The sequence below is a fragment of the Exiguobacterium aestuarii genome, assembly GCF_020171655.1.
Classification (GTDB): domain Bacteria; phylum Bacillota; class Bacilli; order Exiguobacteriales; family Exiguobacteriaceae; genus Exiguobacterium; species Exiguobacterium aestuarii_A.
In genome coordinates, this window is sequence record NZ_JAIVAC010000001.1 from 1,602,208 (window position 1) to 1,626,644 (window position 24,437).

Below are 24,437 nucleotides of genomic sequence, written 5' to 3' on the forward strand. Positions count from 1 at the left end.
CTAAAGTAGATATAGAAAATCATACGATTGACCAAATTTTCCACGGAATGATCGGAAAGAATCATTTGACCGGCCGATCAACTGGTTGTTTCGATGATTTACGCAACCGATACAGTTTTTGAAGATTAAGAAATGTGACTTTTAACACGGCGTAGAAAGGAACTGCAAGCAACATACCGACAATACCGGCTAATCGACCTGCGACGAGTAAGACCAAGGTGATCGTGATGGGATGGACCCGTAACGATTTCCCTTGTACAAGAGGAGAGATGACATTGGCATCTACTTGTTGAATGATGGTAATCGCGATGATGACGTAAATCGCTTTGATCGGTTCATCGATAAACGCGATCAAGACAGCTGGAGCGGCCCCGAGAAAAGGACCGAAATAAGGAATGATATTTGTAGCAAAGATAAAGATACCAAGCGGCAAGAAGAACGGGACATCGAGTAACCAGAGCGCGATCGTCGCAAAGAAACCGACGAATGTACAGACAATCAACTGGGCCCGAACGTAACGCTTGATTGTTTGGTGCATATCCCGAAGAATTTGCCGAGCGTCTTGTTCATAGGCTTCTGGAATCCAGCGAACAATCGCGCTCGCCAATTTCCCACCGTCAATCAGCATAAACACATATAAGAACAAGGCGATAAACAGGGTGAACAATCCCGAAATGATAAACGCAAGGACACGACCGAGTGAACCGGCGACGTTCCCGATCACCGCTCCCACCGTATCCGTCAATTGACGAATCCACGTATCAATCGAGGTCTCGTTTTGATTGATATACTCCTGGAACCAAGCGTACTCTTCTAAATTTCTATAGAGACTGACAAGTTGCCGATAACTCGCTTCCGCCACTCGAGGAAAGGCATCGAGTAATGCGAAGAGTTGCCGGGTAATGATAGGACCGAGCGTAATGACAAATAAGACAATGATGAGCAAGAGCAACAGGAGAACGATGAGAATCGCGAACGACCGACGTTTTAACTTCACCTCTAACCAATCAACGAAACCGACAGTGAGATAGAACAGAACGCCCGCAATGAGAAATGGGGTCAATACCGTAGCGAAGAAGATTCCAAGTGGATAAAAGATAAATTCGACTTGCTTCAACATAAAAATAATCGTGAGAACGAGCAACACCCAAATCCCATTACGGAAAGCAGGTGTGAGCCAGAAGGGTTGCATAACATGCCTCCTTTCGTCCGAAGTATACCTATTTTTTCCCCATTTTCAAAAAAACAGTCCCTTACAATTTTTTATAAAAACACCCTCCTAAAATATTTGTTTACCTCTTTCCAATTGAAGGAATAAGCATAACATCGAACTTTTTAGAAAGAAGGTGCCCCCGTGACTTGTCCCCACTGCGGAAAGAAGACACGATCGAAAACGGTCTGTCCGACGTGTGGCCGCCGCTCACGTCGCACAATTTGGTTACTCGCCGCCCCGCTCGCCATTGCACTCATCGCCTTTGCCACCTTCATTGGAAACGCCTATTTCACGGATATGTTGCGTTCGACCGACTCGCTCGCCGACCAGGTCGACTTACCGATTGGTGAGGATACGGTTTCTGCTGACGAAGCAACGACCGCCGACTTCGATACGTTACAGGACAGCCTCTTTACCGTCAGTTACGGGACCGGCTTTTTGGTCAGTTCCCGTGATGTCGTCACGGCGGCCTCGAACGTAGCCGGCTTGACGAACATCATCATGTACCATGACGGACAGGCCGTCTCCGGAACAGTCGTCGGTCGTACGAGTTTCATTGCCGTCATTCGCATTGAAGAAACCGACAAAACACCGTTCTTGCTGACGCAAGCCATCGCCGCAGAAGATGAAAACCTTATCACATTGACCATGAAGGAACGCATGAATGGTACGGTCACATTCGCAGAGAACGGCTACATCCGAAACTTTGAATTGCCACGTCATGCGTATGGCAGTCCGCTCCTTTCAGCATCCGGTCGGGTCGTCGCGATTCATTTACGAGGGATTGCATTACCGACCGCCTTGTTCGAACGAGATCTCCGTACGTTGATCGATTCAGACGTAGCCGCACCACCGCCGGTCGAACTCGCACCGGTCGAGCCGATCCGACCTGATTTGACAGAAGAACCGGTCGTCATTCCGGAAACTCCAAGCGTTCCAGAGACAGAGCCTGAGTTACCGCCAGCGACTGAACCGGAAGCACCTGCTGAAGAGAACGTCGAGGAAGAGGTGGTGGAAGAAGAGACCGAACCGACTACACCTGAGGTGACACCTGAAGAACCAACAGAACCACCTACAGAGCCAGCAGAACCAGTTGATCCACCGGAAACGGAAGAGCCGATTGAGGATGACCCTCCGGTGACAGAACCAGAAGTGCCTACTGAACCAGAGGAACCGGTCGAGCCTGAGGAGCCAGTTGAGCCGGAGGAACCGACCACACTTGAACCAGATGGTGAAGACGACTCCATCGTCGAGGACGACCCGGTCACGGAAGAAGGTGTGGTGGAAGAAGAAGAAAATGTTGAAGAAAACGACACAAGCACACCATCCGAGTGATGGTGTGCTTGTCATTTGTCTCGCGTGAATCGTCGTTGCAGATTACCGAGCACGGCCCCGAGTCCGAGGAGCAAGATGGATAACGCCCAAAACGGCAGCGCGTCTTGCAATAACCAGACGACGAGGGCACTGAATCCAATCACGGCTCCGAGCCACAAAAAATTACGTTGTCCCATATGGTTCACCTCGTCCTCATCATAACACATCGATGCGATGCGCCGTTGTCTGCGGCGGCAGGGAACGCGTCATTCGTTCATCGTGCTCGACTCTTACATATTGACCGACAAGAAGTGGTGTTTTTTCAGGAAATGGTTCCTCTAGGTGAAACACGATGCCGTCGAATGGTTCTGCCTCCCGTGACGGAGCGACCCGAATCTTCCTTTCCATCACTTCTGCGATATAACCTGTGAACGTCGCCATGTCCTCCCCTCCTTTTCACGCCTTACTTTCCATTTCCCGTTTTTTGAAAAGATGCTACTCCCACGTTTCGAGAACAAGTATAATAAAGCCACACCTATATTCGTGAGGAGGAGATCACATGACGCACACCATCGATTTACACAGCCCAGACTTCCAACGCACGTTTCTTGAGATGATGCTCCTCGCAGAATTAACAGATGCGTATAACACAGAAGCGATTACGGCACTTGCGACACGTGGCGAGACGGCTTTCCCAGAAGATCCATTCTTTCCTGCGATGCGCGCCTATCCGTATATTCGTGAAGGGAACACCGCAAAGGCAAAGGAGTGGCTCGATCGAGCAAGCGAACTCGGTGACCACTTCATCCTTCACATGCTGAACGGGATCGTCAGCGAAGATACGAGCTTCACGTTCGAGGCGGAGCAGCATTTCCTCCGAGGTGTCGAACGCTATCCTGACGTTCCGCTCATGCACCGTGCCATCGCCATTCATTACTTCGAGCGGAAGTTCTACGGAGAGGCCGGCCTTCACGTCATGCATTACGTCCGCCTTGCCGGACTCGGACCGGATACCGTCCCGATGCTTCTCGAGTTTTTCCAAGTATACGATGACATCCCGATTGAGATGGTGGACGAATTGATGAAAACGGCGAGCGGCTATTTGACGGCCAATCCGCATGACTCACATGCCCATTCTCTATATGCCGCCATCTGCAGTCAACGTTTCGCTTCCCTCTCCGCCGAACTTGAAGACGAGGACCCGCTCACCGAAGAGATGATTTGGATGCTCCTCGAAGTCGAGAACCACGGGATGTGGAGTGCGACATATGACCGCAGTGAAGACCGGACGTTCCGCCACATGTTCGCTGATTATGTGAACAACGTCATTCTCCCGAACACGTCACAGTTTTATGTGTTGCGCCTTCGGATGCGTTATTGGACACGTCGCCTGACACACCGCTTCACAGGTGGCTACACCGTCCCGATGTCATGAAAAAATCACGCCACAAAATGGCGTGATTTTTTAGGTTATCCGGCGTACGGTTTAATCGGTCCGCGTAAACTGAACGAGTAGTCCTCTGGGTCGACAATCCCGACGACTTCATCCCCTTCGAGAAGGTCATACAAGAACTCAGCCATTTCGCGTGCCGTATGATATTTCGCCACGTTCTCACTATAGTCGAATCCTTCCGTATCGCGTGCCCGATCGGCAAAGCTCGTCTCAGTTGCAGCCGGTGCAAGCACTTTCGCCCGAAGCTTCGCACCGCTATTCATCAATTCTTGTGCGAGACCTTCCGTATACGCACTCACGTAAAACTTCGTCGCACAATACGTGACCGAGTTTGGCACGATCCGATACCCACCGACGGAAGACACGTTCAACAGTTGCGCCCCCTCAACATCGTGGTAGTCACGGACGTACAGGCTCGATAAGACCGTGAGCGCCTCAATGTTCAGGCGAATCATATTCTCAATCTTGCCTAAATCGACATCTTTGATGAGGTCTGCGTCTCCGAACCCAGCATTGTTGATCCACGTCTCGATATCAAGGTCGGCGAGTGATTCATATAGACCATATACGTTCTCGCTGTATGAAAGGTCTGTCGATTTGATGATGACGTCACTTTCTGACGAGATCGACTTGATTTCGTCTCGCAGCGATTCGAGCTCATCTTTTCGTCTCGCGACGAGGACAAGTGACTTCCCTTTTTCAGCGAGCAGCTTCGCTGTCTCATAGCCAATTCCTGAACTTGCTCCTGTAATGACGGTATATTTCATGTGATCCACTCCCTTTTTTTCGTTTACCCTGTTCTCAATTCCCTACTTTTTGCTTCATGAATCGTCTCGATGTGAATGAAAAAATCCTGACTCCGAAGAGACAGGATTTTCCTCACATCATGTCGTGAACTTTCCAATCAACGTCTGTAAGTCGCTCGTCATATTTCCGAGTGACTCGGCGACGCCGTTCAATTCTTGAATCATCGCAAGTTGTGCGTCAGAAGTTTCTCCGACCGAACGCATCGTTTCAGCCATCGCTTCACTGTCTTGTGACATGTGAAGAGAAGATGTCGCGACTTGCTTCGTCGTCTTCGCAATCTCGTTTGACGCGATGCGGATGTGCGACGTGTTATCGACCGACGTCTCGAGTTGACGGACAATCTGTTCGAACGCACGTGTCGCTTGTTCAAGTAACTTTGAATTCGTTTCGACACGCTTCGCACTGACGACGTGTTGGTCGAGGACGGCATTCGATTGCGCCTGAATCGACTCGATCAGCCCAGCGATTTGTGTCGCCGATTGTTTCGACTGCTCCGCGAGTTTACGCACTTCTTCTGCGACGACCGCGAATCCTTTTCCTTGTTCGCCGGCACGTGCCGCTTCGATGGCCGCGTTCAGCGCCAACAAGTTCGTCTGATCGGTGATCGATTGGATGACTTCTGTGATGAGGGCGATCTCATCCGACTGTTGTTTCAATGCCGAAATCGATTCCCCGGTGAGACGTGTCTCCCGCTCAAGCGCACGCACTTCGTCTTTCGCCTGCGTCATCGTTGCCCCGCCTTCTTCAGCGAGTTTCAAACTTTGTGACACATCATCATCAATCGAACCGATTGAACCGGCGATTTGACCGATGCCTTCGTCCGCAGCTGCCACGGACCGCGCTGAATCACTCGCTTCTTTCGCCTGGGCGACCGTTTCTTCCACGACCCGGTCGATGAGGCGAGTCGTCTCTTCCGTCTGTGACGCCATCTCTTCAGTGCTCGCATAGAGCTCTTCAGATTGTGCTGTGATTTCTTGTGCGTTTTGTGTGACACGGTCAATCAATTCGCGTAAGTTCCCCTTCATGCGGTTGAAGCCGGTCATCAACTGTCCGATTTCATCTTGTGTGAGTGCTTCGAGGTCGTCACGTGTCAAATCACCTTCCGCGACCACAGCCACTTCTTTCGCTAAAAAGCGTAAAGGAGCCGTCACCATTCGACTGATGGCGTATCCTGCCCCCACCATCAACAAAACACTCACGATGGCGATGACAATCGAATACAAGAAAGCACGCTCGCCCGCCTGTTGGAGTTTGGTTTGCATCGCCAACATGTCTTTCTCCGTTTCGGCTTGAAGTGCCTCCCCTGTCGATGAGATCGACTTCGTGACGTCCGGCATGAGACGGAGCGTCAAGCGGTCGATTGCCTCTTGGTCATTCTCATCGATGGCGGTGATTGCTTGTGTCGCGAGCGCATCGTATTCGGTCGCATATTCCAGCAATGCGTCAAACTCGTTTCGTTCCGCTTCATTGTCTGCCAGTTCAATCAATGATTCGATTGCCGCTTTCTTTTCTTCTCCACCTTGGATGATTTGTTGTTTGCGTTCATCATCCTGAACCAAGACATAGCCACGGACCCCATATGCTTGGCGTACCATTCCGAGCGCCAATTCATCCGCCGCTTTCATTTTCATGACATCGTTTGAGATCATCTGCTCATACTGACTCGTCATGCGTTCAAGCGTCCAAAGGTTGTATCCCATCCCGACGAACGTCAAGATGAGGAGCAATCCGATGCTCGCCATAATTTTTTTGGACAACGTCCATTTGTTGAATACTGTTTTCACGACTTACGAGGAGTCTTCTCCTCTTCCACCTCTTTTTCTCTCTGTATATGTACTGCCTTTTTCTATATCGGACATCACAGCCTAATTTGTACCAACAATTTGAAATTCATAAATGCATTGACCTATCTTTCGAAAAGGCAGCAAAAAAAGAACCAGACGTATGCCTGGTTCTGATTACTGCTTATAGTTTAAATTGAGCGACACGATTCGATAGTTCGCTCGCACGTTTTTCCGTCTCACTCATCTTCGCCTGGACGTCATTGAAACGTTCGACCGAAAGTTGAACTTTCTCTGAGATCGACTGCGTTCCGTCCGCGCCTTCTGTCACGGTCGTCGCCACTTCTTGAATGACGCCGAGAATGTTGTCCGTCATATGTCGGAGTTGAAGCGCATTGCCTTCGAACGTCTTCGCTGTCTCTCCGAATACTGTCGCATCTTGTTCGTATTGCGTTGCGGCATCTTCAAGTCGATCGTAGTCGGCCATGACTTTTGTGTTCAAGAACGTCAGCATGTCAGCCGAACTCGTGTTGAGGCGCTCGACCGAATCGATGACCGTGTTCGATACGTCACGAATCTCGTTCACCGTCTGACGTGAGTTTTCCGCAAGTTTACGGATTTCAGAAGCGACGACCGCGAATCCGCGCCCCGCCTCTCCCGCTCGTGCTGCTTCAATCGATGCGTTCAATGCGAGCAAGTTCGTCTGGTCGGCGATGGCGAGAATGGCCGCCGTCAAGACGCGAATCTCTTCGACAGACTGTGCTCCCTTGATTGCTTCCGCGAGTTCAACCTGCTTCTTCTCGATAATCGTTACAGCCTCCGTCTTCGAGACGACAGCCTGTTCACGCATTTCGTGAGCACGTGTCTCGACACGTGTCGCCGTTTCGGCACTATCGTTGGATAAGTCGACGATGGAATCGATCGAGCTACCCATCTCGGTCGTCGAAGCACTCATCTCTTGCGAAGATGCTGCCGTCTCTTCCATCCCAGCCGTCAATTCTTCGACCGTTCCAGATGTTTCTTCCATATAGTGACTGAGTCGCGTCACTTCAGCAGATACGTCTTTTGAAGATGACAGGACGACTTTCGCCGTCTCATCGACATCGATCATAATTTCGCGGAGTGTCCCGAGGAACGTGTTGAACGAGCGACTGACTTGGGCAATCTCATCGTTCGACGTCACCGGGATTGTCATCGTCAAATCGCCACCTTGTGTTGCGAGCTCATCGAAGCGAGTCTGTAGCGTCTGCATCGGTCGGATAATCGAGCGTAACAAGCTGAGTCCGAGGAATAATAGAATGACCACGGCTCCGACCGTCACGGCGACGAGGGCCATGAGTGACTGCATAAACTCGCGCTCCATGTTCTGCCCGACACGTTGCGATCCTTCTGAGTTGTATGCGACCAGATCACTCAGTTTTTGAGTGAAGTTATCATACGTCGCTTGCGACTGGGCATCATAATATGATCGTGCCATGCCCGTGTTCCCAGTCGTACTGAATGTCAACATGTTGTCTGAGACACGTTGATACATCTCCCATTGACGTGAGAAGTTATGGAAGAGTTCTTTGTCCTCTGCATTCACGGCTCTTTCTTCATACTTCGGCGCAATCGTATTGATTTCATCCCGAATCTCTTTCATTTGCGTCATCAATTCTTCTTTTTGCGTCGCATCCTCTGTCACGATATGGTCGAGTTCGAGCGTGCGATAGTTCGCTGCGAGCGTGTTCAGTTCATGGGCGTAATCGAGCCCTTTGTTCCAGTTGTTGACGATATCGTCCGCTTGACGGTTCGCGTCGTTCATCGAAAATAGTGCATACCCACCGACGCCAATGACCATGACGAGTGAGATGATGACGAGTCCCCACAATTTTTGACGAATCGTCAAGTTCTTGCCGACGTTCGCCCCGAAAGATGTCGTGCGTTCACGCTTCTCTCCACGTTTTCGTTTGAGCGTCGGTTTCCACGTCCATGTCGGTTTTCGTTTGATCCGACTGAGTGTCTTAGACCAGATTGATTTCCATGCCATCTATGTATTCCCCTCTCAATCATGCAGTGTTTCCTATACTATCGACAATTTTCTGAAAATAGTGAAGGGGATTGACCAAACTTAAAAAAGGCGACTCCAATTGCAAGAGTCGCCAGCCGCTAGATTATTTCGCACTCAATACCGTCTGTGTGCCTTCAATCATTTTGATTTCCGTCCATTCCATCACGTTTTTCGCGAGTGGATCGTTGGCGACCATAAAGTCCGCCAATGCTTCGATTTTTTGTGAGTCGACGGGTTGCTTCACGTTGTTGAGACGGAAACGAACGACCTTATGGAATGCGTCTAAAAATGAAATTTCAAGTTTTGTGTCAGTCATGGGTTATGTCCTCCTTAGGGTATGGGTTAGACTAAATCGTATTCGCGGATGATGCCGAGGTCTGCGTCTTCTTGAATCACCAAGTCGATCAAGAGACGACCGAACGCGTTGACCGTATCGGCTGTGAGGTCGGCACGGACTGGACCGAACCGTTGTGCTTTTTTCGTTGGTTTTGCCGTTTCAATGTCGTGATGCGTCGTCAAGACGAGTGTCGCTTTCTTTTCTGTTAAGACAGCCATAGGGGATGGCTCCTTTCAATGGGGGATTAGGTTTCTGATAAGGTCGAATCATCCATGCGCTCGAGGAGCTGGATCATCCGATCGAGTTTCGTCTCGATTCGATGAAGTAAATAGAGCGAAACGACGATCGGGAACCCGAGATTCGAGATGAGTTCGGGCCAACTCATGTGACCACCTGCTCATCATGCCGAATGCCAGTGCCGGTACGAGTGAGGTTCTGCATAAGTCCTCCGTGTTAATACACGATCGATTCTTTAGCGACGACGTAATTGACGGATTCGACATCGATGAGTGCCGTCAGTAAATCTCCGAACTGCCGCATCAACGTCTCATCCATTTGACCGCCGAGCGGTCCGTAGCGAACGAGCTGCTTCTTCTCTTTCCCATCCACGAGTCGACGAGTGTCCAAATAAAACATCGTCGCCACTTCTTCGTAAGTTGCCATCTGTCTCACCTCCTTCGCCCTTATTAACCGTTCACGAGATGAATGTGCTCAATCTATTTTCAAGTTGATTTCAAGACAAAAGTCCCATATTGTCTGAATTTTTATTCATTTTTCAGATTTTTACTGCTAAGCTTGAGTTTTGATACCAATTAGGGTATCTTAATGTTCGACAGACATCGTTCAAAATTACGCCAAAAGTCCCATGAATCATTTCCCCACTTTGAAAAAACTGTAAGTTAAAATCTTGTAAATGGGGTACGATACGTAAGAAGACATTTTGAAATGACCAGTCAGTCTTGAAGAAGGAGATCCATCATATGAACAGCTTAGACCTCGCACGTACTACTTCTATTCCTTCCGCTCAACACGACTTCGACCAGGCCGACCTGACGTTTTCAGCGACCGAATGGGATACATACCGACCGGAACAAGGAAAACCAATCTCGTATAAAGAGCAACATTTGATTGTCTATCCGCTCAAAGAATTGAGCCGTGCCTTTAGTGTGGCCGGCATCCCGCGCAGCCAACAACAGTTGATCAAATGGGAGACAGATGGCGTATTGCCAGCTACCCCGTTCACATTTGGCCGGAAACGATTCTATACGGAAAATCAGATTCGTACCATTGTCGACATCGCATTAGAATGCGGATTGCGTCCACGGACACATGTCAAAAAGACAAACTTCTCGGAATTGGCGCATCATGAATTGACGTACATATTACAACTCGAACTGAACGCCTATGAAGCGCCTGTCGTCTGAGCAGGCAAAAGCCATCCGCCATGATGCTCATGACGAATGGCTTTTTTGTTACTGATTTCGAATGACCGGATTTGGTACGTCCTCGCGTAAGACTTCATCATACGACGTAACGGTATCCCCGTCCTTAACGTATAAGCGCAAATACGCGCCTTCTCGAAGTTCTTTTCCTGCGGTAAACGTGACTTCTTTCGACTCCCCTTCTGACGTATACGCGGGTTGCGTGTACACGTATCGTTTCATCACATCCCCATTTTCAAGTGTCGTCTCTTCCACATCACTCGGTGTTTGAACTTCCACAAACAAGGTGTCTTTTCCAAATCGATTCCAATCCACTTGCAATAAACCCGCGAGGAGTAGGATGGCAACTACTCCCATTCCAATCCATTTCTTCATCTTTCTTCTCTCCTTATCGAATGGCCGTCATGAACCGACGAACCGTGATCCCGTAATAGACCGCATAAATGGCCGTATAGACACCCATCCATGCGAGAACAGGCACCGTGAAATTCATACTTAACAAGTTTGAAAAGGCAATGAGGGCGACCGTCGCATGCAAAATCCCGAGTGCGAACGGTGCGAGGAAGACGACGATGATCTGTTGACGCACCGTGCGTCGCACGTCCCGTTCGGATATCCCGATTTTTTGCAAGATGGCGTACTTCGCCCGGTCATCCTCAGCTTCCGTCATCGTCTTGAAGTAGATGACGCTGCCTGTCGCAACGAGGAAGACGAGTCCGAGGAACGTTCCGACGAAGAGGAGGGCCCCGTTCATCGCCATCGTTTCCGCGTATACGTCCGGTGCGCTCGAGAACGATTCGAGCCCGAGATTCGCCAAACGTTCAGATTGAACTTGTTGATCTTTGAACGACTCCGTGAGGGCGACGTGATACGTCTCGCTCGGCTCCGTCATCGCTTGAAACACATCGTCTGAGACGACGAGGAACGTACCACCGAACGTCATGACGTTGAGTGGTGAGGTTTCGGCGCGTGTCGCGACGTCAAACGTCCCTGCTGAAAGTTCGACCGATTCGATCCCCTCCGAGTAACGCTCGTCATAGAACGGGTCAACCCACAACACCTCGTCCTCCGGAAACGATGCAGGCTCTTCCTGTCCGAGACCTTCGAGAAGGTGACGATATGTCGACGCATCGATGACGCCAAGCTCTCGTTCTCCGTATTGTGCTTCCATTCGGATCGTCTTTTGTTCCACGTTTGATTCGAACGTCGCCCCTTTCACATCGACCGCCTCCCCTTTCCAGGCGTACGTGTACGGTGTATAGGATGCCACATTCTCTTCCGCGTAATAGTAGACACTGAAGATGGCACCACCGGCCGTGATGGCCGTCGCACTGATGATACTGATCAACGTGAGCGTCTTGGCATTGCCACGGATGCGATAGAGAAGTTGTGACGTCGTCAACAAGTTGAGTCGTTTCCACGACCAGCGCTCATTCTGTTTCAGCCACGTCAGGGCAAAGATCAACACGCTATGGAATAAGAGCGCCGAACCGATGACGCTCAATCCGATGATGAGCAGCGGCATGGCGAGACCGAGCGTTCTCCAAAGCGAGGACGTCATCAAGTCTTGAAGCGCGAGCCAATAAGCAACGCCGAGTGTGAAGACACCCATCAAAGCGACCCATCCTCTCGCCGTCGGCACACCTTCACCGCTCTTATCCGCATGAAACAGCTCGATCAACTTGAAGCGATAGATGACCCGATACCCTTGAAACGAAGTAAAGAGGAAAATGGCAAGAAACACGAGGAACGTCTCCACGAGTGCCGACGCCGAGAAGGCGAATCCGATGTCGAGGTCGCTCTTCATGAGACGCATCAACAGTTGGAGAAGCGCGTTCGACCCAAAGAGTCCGAGAAGAATTCCGACAATTAAGGACACCGCTCCGATGACGATATTTTCAAACAAGAGCAACAACCCGATTTGTTTCTTTCGGACTCCAAGTAGTGAATAGAGCCCGACCTCCCGCTTACGCCCTCTCAAGAAAAAGGCGTTCGAATAGGCGATGAAGAGCGCGACGAACAACATGAGGATGAATGTCGACGTGCTCATCAGTCCACTGATTTTCTTCGACGTCTCCGCGAGTGCACTGATCTCATGGCTATGTTTGAGCGTCGCAAACGTGAAGTAAATGACGATGGAGAAGATCGTCGTCCCGACGTAAAGCGCGTATCGCGACAAATTACGTGCGACGTTCTTCTTCGCAAGCTCAAATAGCGTCATCGATGGCACCGCCTTTCGCCAATTCCTCGAGGATCGTTTGGTAGAACGCATCCCGTGAGGCATTTCCACGAATCAGTTCCTTATTCAAACGCCCATCCTGGATGTAGAGGACACGGCGGCAGAAACTTGCTGCGAAGGCGTCATGCGTCACCATCATGATGGTCGTCTCGGCCTCGTTCAACCGTGCGAGTGTATCCAACAAATCCGTCGCTGACTTCGAGTCGAGCGCGCCGGTCGGTTCATCGGCGAAGATGAGTTTCGGGTCCGAGATCAAGGCACGACAGACGGCCGTCCGTTGTTTTTGTCCTCCTGAGATTTGATACGGATATTGGTCGAGGATCCCTTCAAGTCCGAAACGCTTCGCCAACCGTTCGACTTTCTCTCGTGTCTCGTGAACGGGCGTCTTCGAGACGGCGAGCGGCAGCAACATGTTTTCCCGTACCGTCAACGAGTCGAGCAGATTATAGTCCTGGAAGATAAAGCCGAGATGGTCGCGCCGGAAATCGGCAAGCGCCTCCTCGTTCATCGACGCGATATCCTCCCCTTCCACGAGAATCTCACCTGACGTCGGCGTATCGATTGTCGCGAGGACGTTCAGTAACGTCGACTTCCCTGCCCCGGATGGTCCCATGATTCCGACGAATTCACCGTGTTCGATGGTGAACGAGACGTCATCGAGCGCCCGGAACGTCGTACTTCCTTTTCCATATGTCTTTTGAATCGATTTCACTTGTAATAATGTTTCCATGTTCAGCACCTCTTTCTGACTCTTACATTACGCCCCCTGTCTTAACTTCAACTCACGCGTACCTTACAAAATCCTTACGTGATATGCTTGATAAGAGGTGATAACGATGGAACAACCACGGATTCTCATCGTGGATGATGAACAGGATTTATGTACGTTGATGCAACGGGCGCTCGAAAAGGAAGGAATCACGCAAATCCGGACCGCCCACACATTGAAGGACGGGTATGACGTCTTCGAGACGTTCCATCCGCATTTGGCGATTTTGGACGTCATGTTACCGGACGGGGAAGGTTATCAACTATGCCAACAGATTCGGGCACACTCGAACATCCCCATCCTCTTCTTATCCGCTAAATCGGAAGAAGTCGATAAACTGCTCGGCCTCGCCATCGGGGGTGACGATTACATCACGAAGCCGTTCAGTCCGAAAGAAGTGGCCTTCCGCGTAAAAGCACAGTTAAGACGGCTGTCGATGATGGAAGCACCGATGGAAGAGACGACCGTCGGACCGTTCCTTATGAATGAAGATGAGACGGAAGTTTATATGAACGGCGAACGATTGGAATTGACGGCGAAAGAAGTCGGTCTCCTCGCCTGCTTTTTACGAAACCCGAATCGAATTCTCAGCAAGGAGACACTGTTCACACAAGTATGGGGCGAATCGTTTTTCGGTTCGGATAACACGGTCATGGTCCACATACGGCGATTGCGTGAAAAAATCGAGCCGAACCCGTCTGCCCCGACCTACATCAAGACGGTCAAAGGTCTCGGCTATCGGTTGACGGTGTAAGGAGCGATCATGATGAAATGGAAGCTGACCGGTCGCTATTTACTGTCGATTGTATTGATTGTCGCCATCGTCGTCTTTCTGAACATCGTCATCTTATTTGTGCTACTCAACGACCGAACGGGTATCGATGATGTCGAAAGCAACTCAGGGGAGACGTTCACCCGCAACTTCAGCACGTACCTGTCACTCGAGGACGGAGAACCCGTCGTCTCAACTGAAGGTCAGGAGGCGCTCGAGCAGTATGGGGCGTTCATCCGCTTTTTAGATGAGACGGGACGAGTCGTCAGTGAGATTGACGCACCGAGTGGATTGCCAGACGCCTATTCACCGATCGAGCTGATTCAAATTTATAAATACATGGATGATGAGCTTCGTCTCTACTTCATCGGAGAGTTTGAAGATTATAGCTACCTCATCGGTGTCCCGGACGCCAGCGAACGCCGGGCACTCTTTATGTTAGATGAACAAGCGGTCCTCTCCTATATCGCAAAGGCGTTCCTTTGGATTCTCGTTGTCGATCTACTTGTGGCTGCCTTGATTGGTCTTTTGTTTAGCTCTAGATTGACCCGCCCCGTCTATCGACTGACCGAACGCATCCAACAGCTGAAACGTCGGGATTTCTCGACATCCGAACCGAAGCGTGTCGGCATTTATCGTCCTGTCTTCCACGACTTGAATGCGGTCTCTGAGACACTGACGACATACGAACGACAGCGCGAGGAACTCGATGAACGACGGAAAGAATGGATGAGTAACGTGTCGCATGATTTGAAGACTCCACTCGCCTCGATTCAAGGATACGCCGAACTGTTGGATGACGAATCGCTAGATGTAACTGAGCGCAGCCAATACGTCCACGTGATTGAACGCCAGGCGAAATATATGAAAGAATTGCTCGATGACTTCAACTTGACGATGCGTCTGCAACACGGCGACTTCCCGCTCGCGTTAGAAGAGACGCGCCTCGAGCCATTCGTTCGCGAACTCGTCATCGATGTGTTGAACGACCCCCGTTTCAGTGAGCGTCAGATTGAATTCGAAGCGACCACGGCAGCGACCGTTTCGATTGACCGCCACTTTATGAAACGTGCCCTGCTCAACTTCCTATATAACGCCCTTCTTCATAACGACGAATCGGTCATCGTGACGGTTCAGGTCCTTGATGATGTCGTAACAATCCAGGATGACGGAAGCGGGATTGCCGAAGCCGAATTGCCTTATATATTCGAACGCTATTACCGTGGTACGAACACGGATGACGCCCGTGGGAGCGGTCTCGGGATGGCCATTTCGCGTGATATCATCGAAGCACACGGTGGGAAGGTCGAGGTCGAAAGTCGTCAAGGACAAGGTACGACCATCCGAATTTTCTTCAGAGCATAGCAAAAGGGACGCACTCAGGCGTCCCTTTGTTGTGTCGCATAGTGATCAATCCATGTCTCGAGTTCCTCGAGCGGTAACGGTTTAGAGAAGTAATATCCTTGCATCTCATCACAGCCGAGCTCGCGTAACGCATGCCACTGTTCAATCGTCTCGATCCCTTCACAGACGGTCTTCAAGTTCAGTCCTCGCGCGAGGTCGACGATCGACTCGACGATGACGTTTCCGGTCGGATCGTTCTCCGTCACTTGGATGAATTGACGATCGATTTTGATCTCGTGAATTGGATAGTGCTTCAAGTAGACGAACGCCGAGAATCCGGTCCCGAAGTCATCGATTGAAATCGAAAACCCTTCTTCTCGGAACGCAACAAATCGGTCGATGACATGCTGTTGGTTTTCCATGCCGACACTCTCGGTGATTTCGAGGGTCAAATAGCTCGTACAGACACCCTCTTCACGGGCAATTTGGGCGAACTTCTCGACGACTCCTTCAGACAAGAAGTGACGTGCTGATAAGTTGAGGGCAAGTGAATACCTGTCTCCCCGGTCATGCCACCGTTTGAGCTGGCGACAGGCCGTAACGAATGCCCATTCTTCTAAGTCAATGATGACCCCCGTCGACTCGGCGAGCGGGATGAAGTCGAGCGGAGGGACGAGACCGCGCTCTGGATGATTCCAGCGCATCAAACCTTCGAACCCTCTGAGCACTCCGGTCGTCGCATCGATTTTCGGTTGATAATACAGCATGAACTCATTCCCGGCGAGCCCACTTCGTAAATTCATCTCCAAAATCAATCGGTTCGCCGCTTTCGTCCCCATCTCTTCTTCATAGAAGACAATCGCAGCCCGTTGAAACGCTCGTTCACTCGCAGCGATACGTGTTCGGTGAACCAGCTCGAGCGTCGTGATGTCCTTTTGTTCGACGGCGATAAACGCGCTCATTGTCAAGATGACTTCTAACTCATCGACATGGAACGGGTCGCGTACGAGAACTTCACACAATTCATCCGCGACAGCATTCAATTTGATTCGATCCCCGTACGGCAACCAAATCGCAAATCCTGACTGCGACATGCGACTTAGATTCGATTCGTCGACATAACGACGCAGGCGATTGGCCACTTCTCGGACAATCTCATCTGATTTTTCGATTCCAATCGCATCTTCGATCGACCGAAAATCGTCGACTTTCAAATAGACTAAAGCGCCAAGTTGTTGAGGTTGAAGCTGGCGTTCCTCGTCCATTTTCTCGATGAAACCCGTATCTTTTAAAAGCCCCGTCAATTCATCTATATAGGCAAGACGACGAATGTGTGTCTCGACCGCCTGTCGATCAAGCCGGAAGTAGAGAATCGAAATAAAGTCTGTCAGTGTACTAATGATTAATTCCTCGAGATAGGTCCATTCTCGTGGGAAGAATGACTCACAACAGATGACACCTTTGACGCGATTATTCGCATAAATCGGCGCATCGAGCATCGAGTAGATACGCTGTCCTTCCACGAAATAATCGGTGTATAGTTCCTTCACCCAAGGATGATTCCGAACATCTTCAATCGCAAGCACCCGATCTTTTTGAAGTGCATCAAAATAATCTGGAGCGAGGTTACGATGAATGGTTAACTTTGGATAATGCGTACCTGATTCATGAGAATAGGCGACTTGGCATGAAATCGACCGATAGGATGAATCAAAATGCCAAATCGACACCGTATCGACCGCTAACATGTCGGCGACAATCTCACACATATATCGCGTTGCCTCTTGTACCGTGTCTTCCGTCACGATTGGCATGCGTACGAGCTCGAACAGTTTCTCTTGATGTTTACGATATGTTTGGTTTGAAAAGTTCTTCTCGACCATCAGTCTTCTACCTCACCACATTTGATTTGACATTAATAATAGCATGAAACCTTCGACCTCACGTTTTCCAAAATTCAACAGAAAGTCAATGGTTACCCCCATCTCATACAAAGAAAAGATGTATACAAGATCTCATTCAAAATATTGACCTTTTTTGATAATAGACCTTTTGAAAAGATCATCAATATCATTGCGACTTAAATTGCATAACAAGTACAATGGAATGGAAATGTATTGATATGCCTGTAAACCATCACCATAAGTTGTCCGAGAAAGGAAGTGGCTTCATGAATCAAAAATCTGGTCTCGCCTATTCATTCGCAGCAATTGCAGCAGTTAGTTTTCTTGCCCATGCAGATGAGGCTTCTGCCGCAAGCACACACACAGTGCGATCCGGTGACTCATTGTGGTCCATCAGCCGTTCCTACAATCTTTCCGTATCAGCGCTGAAATCATTGAACGGTCTGAACTCAGATGTGATTCGAGTAGGACAAACTCTCAAATTGTCTGAAGGCTCGTCTAGTTCAACAGCTGGTTCATCGTTAACAACGTCGAGCACAACGAAAATGACGACAACCGATGCACTGAATTTACGTTCGGGCGCCGGGACGTCCCATCGAATTTTATTGACGATCCCAAAAGGAAAAATCGTCACGACAATCCAAACGAACGGCACGTGGACAAAAGTGAGCTACGGTGGTCAAACGGGTTGGGTGCACAACGGGTATTTGAAAAAAACTTCTACCTCAACAACGCCCGTACCGACTACACCGCCTAGCGTGACACCTAGTTCTTCGACCGCTAAGACAACAGTCAATTTGAACCTTCGTGCTTCAAATTCAACAAACGCGAGTATACTAACGACCATCCCAAAAGGAAAAACAGTCACGATTTTAAAGCGTGAAGGTTCTTGGTCGCAAGTCAAGTATGGAACACGCACAGGATATGTCGCTCATACATATTTAACAACAACAGGACCAGCGACGCCTTCGACACCTGCCATACCAAGTACGCCGAGTACACCAACTGAAAACACGCTTAATCAACAGTTCGTCACAACAGCAAACTTGAATATGCGTCAAGGGGCCGGGATTGGCTATGCGCTCGTCGCGACAATTCCGAACGGTACGACTGTCAAAGCTTCGAAAAAATCGGGGAACTGGTACTATGTCACGTACAACGGAAAGTCTGGTTATGTCAGTGCCAGTTATTTGAAACAGACATCAACAACTCCTAGTGAACCGATTGCTCCAAATGATGGCGATGCCGGAGCAGGCAACACGAGTGTTGATTATATCGTGAATACCCCATCGCTAAATGTTCGTGCAAGTGCCACGACAAACTCGTCCATAATCGGAAGTGTAAAAGCTGGTCAGACCTTACGCGTCGTTCAGACCTCGAACGGATGGCATCAAATTTATTATGGGAATACGACCGGGTTTGTCTCTTCCGCTTATGTCAAATCGGTTCCAAAAGGTTCAACAGAATCTCCATCTTGGGTGGAAGGGTCATATGATCAACATTCCTTCTACACATACCGTCCAACGGTCATTCGGTCACAGGCAAATGAATCTAGTCAAGTTGTCGGTTCCACTGTAAGAGGAGAACTTTTAAATGTAGTTGGTGAAACATCGACGCACTATCGCACGACATCCGGATACATTCTAAAGTCAGCCGTTACTCAAATTAATGGACAAAGCCCTCAAGCAACGCGACTCGCAACGATTGCGATTGCTCAAAAATATATCGGTTCTCCTTATGTATGGGCTTCATCTAGTCCATCAAATGGAGGATTTGATTGTTCCGGACTTATTTATTATGTATTTAATCAAGCTGGCGTCTCTATTCCGAGAACGAACGTATATAATTATTGGACTGGATCTTATTTCGGTCAACAGTTAAGTGAATCCTTTACACCAAAAGCGGGTGACCTCGTTTTCTTCGAAAACACATATACAGCAGGCCCATCTCATATGGGTATTATGATTGATGCAAACACATTCATTCATTCCGGTTCTTCTGGACTTGGCTACAATAAAATTCAAGAACCGTATTGGCAATCACGCTTGATTGGTTACAAACGACCGTGACTTTGGTCACGCTATAAAACCCGACGAAAGTCGGGTTTTTCTTTTGTTTTGCAGGATTTTCATCCGATGAAACGAAATCGGAAGTATGATGAAGGAAAAAAGGAGGTGCCGGATGGGCCAACCCCGCTTTGCTAAAATTCCATACCGTACCTACACCCTAGTACTAGCAATCGCTTGTCTCATCGGTGTCTTGATGTTCGGACTCGGGACGAGTTATTACTGGCATGAAAAACAAGAAGAGATCGACGAGACGATCACGAACTTGAATCAGGCGGCAAACCTCGCTGGTGTCGAAGCGTATGTCACCTTGTTCGAGGCGGCGACTCGCTATGAGGATCAATCGAATCAAACGACATCATTTCTTTCTATCCCTTATAAAGAGCGCGCGCTTCAATACAATGAACGACTGCAAAAAGACTTTGAATCAGGTGTAGACGAACAAGAACGAGAGACGCTTCAGACATTTTCGAATGACTTAGAAGGCGTTCTCGATGCAGAACAGTTCGAAGCGGTCCCGTCTGATGTCATCAGTTCCATCAATCGGCGTTGGCTCTATCAAGCGCTCGAACAGACCAATCAACCGAACGCCACGTATGAGCTGACGGATGCGATGATGCGAATGCAGTCGATGCTCATGCGCAGTAACGATACGTTGCTCCAAGAACCGATTGAAGAGGAACAATTGATGAGTACCGTTGACTTGATTGTCAATGAAGCAATCATCATCCAAAAAATTATTGATCAGAACGAAGCGTTACAAATGAAAGCCGTCATCGATGTCGCGGAAAGTGGTCAATCGTTTGCGAATATGGCAAGTCGTGAAGCATCGCTTGAAGCTCGTTACGTCAATTCGACGAACGTCTACGAAGATGCCTACGCTGCCCTTCGCTCGATTCGCTCCACGTCCGAGACGATGTTGCGAGAAGAAAGTAAGCATTATCAGGTCCTTGCCACGACATCCTTTGTCGCAACGCTCCTCTTATCGCTCGGACTGCTTTTCCTGCTCTACTATACGCGTAAACGGTATAATCATGATTTGGCGCATCTGAAAGCACGTGCGCTCGCCATCGACCCAAGCTTAGAACCGGTCGAAGCGACATTCCCGAAAACACATGACTTCCGTAGCATCGAGGACGAATTACGTGAAATCGCGGTGAGCGTTCATTCGACCGTCCATGAACTCGAAAATCGCTCACAAGAACTCGTCCGCTATCACGAACGTTGGTCATCGCTCTTCTCCGAGACGGGTCTCGCTATCGCCTTGATGGACGACTCATATAACCTGATGGAACGCAACGAGATGTTCCGTCAATTTTTTGGGGACCGAAACTTATACGAAATCAATCAGCTGTTCACTGATACGGGACGGCGCATGTTCGAGCAAGCACTTGAAGGCGTGACCGACCAAGGCACGAGCGCACAGTTCATCATTCATTTAAAAGGTGAACACACACGCTATTTGAACATCAAGCTCACCCCGCTCAAACGGGAAGAAAAACTGACGTACTATTTGATTGTCGAAGATGAGACCGACCGGGTCGAACGGGAGCGAAAAGTCGACCGACTCGTCCGTTTCGATTTGGCGACCAATCTCTATAACGAATATGGCTTCATCAGAAAATGGGAGCGACAAGAGATTGATGGGACGTTCTTGCTGATCCGACTGCATGACTATCACCATCTCGTCGACTGGTACGATCCGGCGTATGCGGACCTACTCATGACGGAGTTCGCTCGCGCTGTCGAAACCCGTCTATCGAAATATGCGCACCATCTCTTCGGTCGATATCGGGATGATATGTTCATGTTATACGTGAAAGGTTTCACTGCCGAGGATGAACATGAACTGCTGGAATTGTTCCCGAGCGAAGTGACGGTCAATCACAAGCGACAAAACGTACACATTCAAATCGGCGCGACCGAGACGAAACCGGCGTATAACGATTGCTTGTTCGAGGCGATGAAAGCTTTGCAACATGCGAAAGAAACACGTACGCCACTCGTTTGGTATGACTCAGACATTCTAGCTCAGATGCAGCTCGCCGCCTTAATCGAACAGGCACTTCCGGATGCGATTCGAAAAGGTGACTTGACAATCGCCTATCAGCCGCAAGTCGAGCTGAAAACCGGACGCGTCGTCGGTGCAGAAGTACTCGCCCGTTGGACACATCCTGAGATGGGCATCATTCCACCGAACGAATTCATCCGAATTGCCGAGCGGTCTGATCAAATCCTGTGGCTGTCACACAACATCCTCGACCAGACGATTGAACAACTCGTCGCTTGGCAAGGAACTTCGTTTGAAGACATCTCTCTCTCGTTCAACTTGTCGGCCCACTCCGTCGACCCATCAATCGTGACGAAACTTCGGGATTCGATTGAGAAATATCCATGGTTACCGGACCGATTGAAAATCGAATTGACCGAGTCATCGGATATCATGTCGTATGCGAGCGAACTTGAACGGTTAGAAGATATCGCCGATCTCGGGTATTGTCTCTCGATTGATGACTTTGGGACTGGATATGCCTCATTCGAAGCGATTTGGCACTTACCGATTCAAGAAGTGAAAATCGACCGGATGTATGTGAGTGGGAAAGCGAAAGAGAGCACGTCATTCTTACGTGCCGTCTCACGCTTTGCGAACGAACAGCAGTTGACCGCTCTCGCGGAAGGCATCGAGACCGAGAGCGACTTGTCCCGTATGATTCGGGAAGGGGTCGAGCTCGGGCAAGGTTACTACTTCTCACCCGCACTCGATGCGGCTTCATTTGAATCATGGGTCAAGACGAAGGGACACTCGAATTGAGTGTCCCTTTCTTCAGCGAGAACGAATGTCCTCATATAATTGCCTCGTCGCTTCTGCCGAGGACTGATTCAAATAAATCGTTTCTTCCGACCAATCGAGTCGAATGACCGGCTCGACATCACGGTCGATAAAGAGAAGAACGTCCTCCCCTGCTTTCGTCCGAAAATGTCCCGTCAGACGTGATCCCGATTCCGCCCCGCTCGTCCGTCGCGCAATTTCGGGTAACGTCGTCCACGTCACATCTTCGAGTTCATCGAATGGGATCTCACGGCTATAGCTCCCCTCAATGACAATCGTTGAGTCTGTCACCGTCACCTCGGTCGGTTGACTGAACCAAAACATGAGCGCCGGCACTCCGACGAGTAAGACGACGGAGACGATGACAATCGGGATGAGACGCTTTTTACCGCCCGGTCTCAAACGCCCTGATTCGTCATAGATGTTGCCGTCATACTTTTGCATACGCCAAAGCATGGCTACGATGAAGACGATCATCACGATAAAAAATGGAGCGAGTGAAATGTCCAATTCAAATCCTTCGATGAGCGCGATGAGGAGAAAGATAGCACCAATCCCGTAACACATCCACGCGACAAGACGTGCCACTTTTTGAATGTTCACCCGTTCCTTCTTCTCTCTCGACATCGTATTGTAGCCAGAAATCAAATCGTGCCATCCGAGACGGTCTACCGCAAAACCGAGTGCGATGACGATGACCGCCGCCAATACAAGAATCCACATGTGCCTCACCTCCTCTTCTTTCCTTTACGTCATGAGTCACACAAAAGATTCATCCCACACAAAAACAGGACCGCTGAATGAAGCGGTCCCTCAGAAGATTTAGTTTGATGTCGGGGTGTTGAACGGACGTTGCATTCGGCCGATGCCTTCGTACGCGACGTCACCCGGGTCACGCGCGAACTTCCACGCATTCCGCGCATCAATCAACCGACGTTGACGCATGCCGGAGAAGGCTTCCGGTGCCAAGTTCACAAGCTCTTCCCATTCCGTGACGAGAATCGCATAATCTGCATCTTTCAAGGCTTCTTCTACAGACACTGCTTGTGGATATTCCCATGTTGCGATTGGGTCATAGCCAATGACTTCCACGTCTCGTGCGACCATATGGTGTGCGAGTAGAATGGACGGTGCATCTCGCATATCATCCGTTCCTGGTTTGAATGCCAAGCCGAGAATGGCGACACGCATCTTAGGTTCTAGATGAAGTTTCGACAATACGTATGGCGCTTGTGTTTCGTTCACTTTCGCTGCCGCCTTGATGACGCGAAGATTGACGTCATTTTCTTTTGCGACATGAAGAAGCGCATCCATATCTTTCGGGAAACAAGAGCCCCCATATCCAATTCCAGCGTTGAGGAACGAACGCCCGATCCGTGGGTCGAGACCCATCCCGTCCGCAATCGTCGTGATGTCCGCCCCTGCCTCATCGGCTAGACGAGACAAGTCGTTCATGAAGCTGATCTTTGTCGCCAAAAAGGCGTTCGAGGCGTATTTGATGAGCTCGGCATTAATCGGTGTCGTACAGATGAGCGGGACGCCAAGTCGACCATAAATCCCTGCCAACTCTTCGCAAACCTCAAGGTCCTCACATCCGATGACGACACGATGTGGTTTCATGACATCCGCGAGGGCGCGCCCTTCCTGTAGAAACTCGGGTACGATCGCAAACGTATGAGAAGGATACATGATTTTCAACAAATCTGTCGTGCCAGGCGGGACCGAACTACGAATGATGACCTTGTGATTCGTCTTCAATTCAGATAGAGCTGTCTCGATATAAAAGAGGTCACAACTTCCATCGGGCTTACTCGGTGTGCCGACCGCGAGAACCAAATAGTCGACATGATCCGCATCCGCGATTTCGTCGGTCAACGTGATTTGATCGGCGTGCTCTTGTAACACGTCCGCCATGCCCGGTTCGTGGAATGGAGGGTGACCACTCTTCAGGAGACCTAACTTCCCTTGGTGCGTCTCGACCCCGATGACTTCATGACCAGCTTTGGCCAATCCGCATAGTGTCGCCAATCCAACATATCCTAAGCCTATAATTCCAAATTTCACATCAGTTCCTCCTTCAATCATCTTTTCTAAGCGTACTCAAATACGCCCAAGA

The 24,437-nt window shown here is 49.6% G+C and carries 23 protein-coding genes; 7 read left to right on the forward strand and 16 right to left on the reverse strand.

Translation table 11 applies throughout. The features are described 5' to 3' along the window. Window positions 1-61 precede the first annotated feature (61 nt). Window positions 62-1,192: an AI-2E family transporter gene (locus tag LCM29_RS08390; protein ID WP_224861977.1), complete on the reverse strand. Its 1,131-nt coding sequence runs from the start codon at window positions 1,190-1,192 to the stop codon at window positions 62-64. A gap of 162 nt (window positions 1,193-1,354) precedes the next feature. Between LCM29_RS08390 and LCM29_RS08395 the strand changes: the two genes are divergently transcribed. Then, window positions 1,355-2,548, forward strand: coding sequence for a hypothetical protein (locus LCM29_RS08395; RefSeq protein WP_224861979.1), 1,194 nt, complete (start codon window positions 1,355-1,357; stop codon window positions 2,546-2,548). An 11-nt stretch (window positions 2,549-2,559) separates the two neighbouring features. On the opposite strand, the gene LCM29_RS08400 is transcribed toward LCM29_RS08395, so the two are convergent. Further along, on the reverse strand, window positions 2,560-2,724 hold the full coding sequence (locus LCM29_RS08400) for a hypothetical protein (RefSeq protein ID WP_214816856.1): 165 nt from the start codon (window positions 2,722-2,724) through the stop codon (window positions 2,560-2,562). Window positions 2,725-2,743: 19 nt separating this feature from the next. Continuing rightward, window positions 2,744-2,968 carry a YobA family protein gene (locus LCM29_RS08405; RefSeq protein ID WP_224861981.1) on the reverse strand — a complete coding sequence of 75 codons (225 nt, stop codon included), beginning with the start codon at window positions 2,966-2,968 and terminating at the stop codon, window positions 2,744-2,746. A gap of 118 nt (window positions 2,969-3,086) precedes the next feature. Between LCM29_RS08405 and LCM29_RS08410 the strand changes: the two genes are divergently transcribed. Further along, window positions 3,087-3,962 carry a hypothetical protein gene (locus LCM29_RS08410; protein WP_224861983.1) on the forward strand — a complete coding sequence of 292 codons (876 nt, stop codon included), beginning with the start codon at window positions 3,087-3,089 and terminating at the stop codon, window positions 3,960-3,962. Between the two features lie 35 nt (window positions 3,963-3,997). On the opposite strand, the gene LCM29_RS08415 is transcribed toward LCM29_RS08410, so the two are convergent. The 7 genes from LCM29_RS08415 to LCM29_RS08445 all read right to left on the reverse strand — a co-directional run bounded on the left by LCM29_RS08415 (window position 3,998) and on the right by LCM29_RS08445 (window position 9,618). Next, a complete protein-coding gene (locus LCM29_RS08415) occupies window positions 3,998-4,747 on the reverse strand; it encodes an SDR family NAD(P)-dependent oxidoreductase (RefSeq protein ID WP_074036282.1) in 750 nt (249 codons plus the stop codon). A 117-nt stretch (window positions 4,748-4,864) separates the two neighbouring features. Next, window positions 4,865-6,571 carry a methyl-accepting chemotaxis protein gene (locus LCM29_RS08420; RefSeq protein WP_224861985.1) on the reverse strand — a complete coding sequence of 569 codons (1,707 nt, stop codon included), beginning with the start codon at window positions 6,569-6,571 and terminating at the stop codon, window positions 4,865-4,867. Between the two features lie 181 nt (window positions 6,572-6,752). Next, a complete protein-coding gene (locus LCM29_RS08425) occupies window positions 6,753-8,597 on the reverse strand; it encodes a methyl-accepting chemotaxis protein (protein ID WP_224861987.1) in 1,845 nt (614 codons plus the stop codon). 124 nt (window positions 8,598-8,721) lie between these two features. Beyond that, window positions 8,722-8,934 (reverse strand): DUF2922 family protein, encoded by a 213-nt coding sequence (locus LCM29_RS08430; protein WP_074036279.1) that lies wholly within the window; start codon window positions 8,932-8,934, stop codon window positions 8,722-8,724. A 26-nt stretch (window positions 8,935-8,960) separates the two neighbouring features. Beyond that, a complete protein-coding gene (locus LCM29_RS08435) occupies window positions 8,961-9,173 on the reverse strand; it encodes a hypothetical protein (RefSeq protein WP_074036277.1) in 213 nt (70 codons plus the stop codon). Between the two features lie 26 nt (window positions 9,174-9,199). Then, entirely contained in the window at window positions 9,200-9,340 is a 141-nt protein-coding gene (locus LCM29_RS08440) for a YvrJ family protein (RefSeq protein WP_214694127.1), read from the reverse strand. Between the two features lie 68 nt (window positions 9,341-9,408). Then, on the reverse strand, window positions 9,409-9,618 hold the full coding sequence (locus tag LCM29_RS08445) for a hypothetical protein (protein WP_214744297.1): 210 nt from the start codon (window positions 9,616-9,618) through the stop codon (window positions 9,409-9,411). 317 nt (window positions 9,619-9,935) lie between these two features. Between LCM29_RS08445 and LCM29_RS08450 the strand changes: the two genes are divergently transcribed. Further along, a complete protein-coding gene (locus tag LCM29_RS08450) occupies window positions 9,936-10,379 on the forward strand; it encodes a MerR family transcriptional regulator (protein ID WP_214694131.1) in 444 nt (147 codons plus the stop codon). A gap of 48 nt (window positions 10,380-10,427) precedes the next feature. Here the strand turns inward: LCM29_RS08450 and LCM29_RS08455 are convergent, their stop codons facing one another. Genes LCM29_RS08455 through LCM29_RS08465 form a run of 3 tightly spaced genes read right to left on the reverse strand, consistent with a single transcriptional unit; the run spans window position 10,428 to window position 13,366 of the window. Beyond that, window positions 10,428-10,772, reverse strand: coding sequence for a YxeA family protein (locus tag LCM29_RS08455; protein WP_224861989.1), 345 nt, complete (start codon window positions 10,770-10,772; stop codon window positions 10,428-10,430). A gap of 13 nt (window positions 10,773-10,785) precedes the next feature. Then, entirely contained in the window at window positions 10,786-12,618 is a 1,833-nt protein-coding gene (locus LCM29_RS08460) for an ABC transporter permease (RefSeq protein ID WP_224861991.1), read from the reverse strand. Further along, the gene (locus tag LCM29_RS08465; protein WP_224861993.1) at window positions 12,605-13,366 is read right to left on the reverse strand and encodes an ABC transporter ATP-binding protein; all 762 of its coding nucleotides are present in this window, start codon (window positions 13,364-13,366) and stop codon (window positions 12,605-12,607) included. The genes LCM29_RS08460 and LCM29_RS08465 overlap by 14 nt, the downstream gene beginning before the upstream one ends. A gap of 106 nt (window positions 13,367-13,472) precedes the next feature. On the opposite strand from LCM29_RS08465, the gene LCM29_RS08470 reads away from it, so the two are divergent. Next, entirely contained in the window at window positions 13,473-14,159 is a 687-nt protein-coding gene (locus LCM29_RS08470) for a response regulator transcription factor (RefSeq protein WP_214784321.1), read from the forward strand. A gap of 12 nt (window positions 14,160-14,171) precedes the next feature. Beyond that, window positions 14,172-15,542: a HAMP domain-containing sensor histidine kinase gene (locus tag LCM29_RS08475; RefSeq protein WP_318247821.1), complete on the forward strand. Its 1,371-nt coding sequence runs from the start codon at window positions 14,172-14,174 to the stop codon at window positions 15,540-15,542. Window positions 15,543-15,556: 14 nt separating this feature from the next. Here the strand turns inward: LCM29_RS08475 and LCM29_RS08480 are convergent, their stop codons facing one another. Beyond that, the gene (locus LCM29_RS08480) at window positions 15,557-17,404 is read right to left on the reverse strand and encodes a GGDEF and EAL domain-containing protein (protein ID WP_224861997.1); all 1,848 of its coding nucleotides are present in this window, start codon (window positions 17,402-17,404) and stop codon (window positions 15,557-15,559) included. Window positions 17,405-17,691: 287 nt separating this feature from the next. Between LCM29_RS08480 and LCM29_RS08485 the strand changes: the two genes are divergently transcribed. Together LCM29_RS08485 and LCM29_RS08490 are read left to right on the forward strand one after the other, a co-directional pair. Next, window positions 17,692-19,494 carry a C40 family peptidase gene (locus tag LCM29_RS08485; RefSeq protein WP_224862000.1) on the forward strand — a complete coding sequence of 601 codons (1,803 nt, stop codon included), beginning with the start codon at window positions 17,692-17,694 and terminating at the stop codon, window positions 19,492-19,494. Window positions 19,495-19,606: 112 nt separating this feature from the next. Next, entirely contained in the window at window positions 19,607-22,303 is a 2,697-nt protein-coding gene (locus LCM29_RS08490; RefSeq protein WP_224862002.1) for an EAL domain-containing protein, read from the forward strand. Window positions 22,304-22,315: 12 nt separating this feature from the next. On the opposite strand, the gene LCM29_RS08495 is transcribed toward LCM29_RS08490, so the two are convergent. Both LCM29_RS08495 and LCM29_RS08500 read right to left on the reverse strand, forming a co-directional pair. Further along, window positions 22,316-23,044: a DUF3784 domain-containing protein gene (locus LCM29_RS08495; RefSeq protein WP_224862004.1), complete on the reverse strand. Its 729-nt coding sequence runs from the start codon at window positions 23,042-23,044 to the stop codon at window positions 22,316-22,318. A 99-nt stretch (window positions 23,045-23,143) separates the two neighbouring features. Beyond that, window positions 23,144-24,385, reverse strand: a complete 1,242-nt coding sequence (locus tag LCM29_RS08500; RefSeq protein ID WP_224862006.1) for a UDP-glucose dehydrogenase family protein — start codon at window positions 24,383-24,385, stop codon at window positions 23,144-23,146. Between the last annotated feature and the right edge of the window lie 52 nt (window positions 24,386-24,437).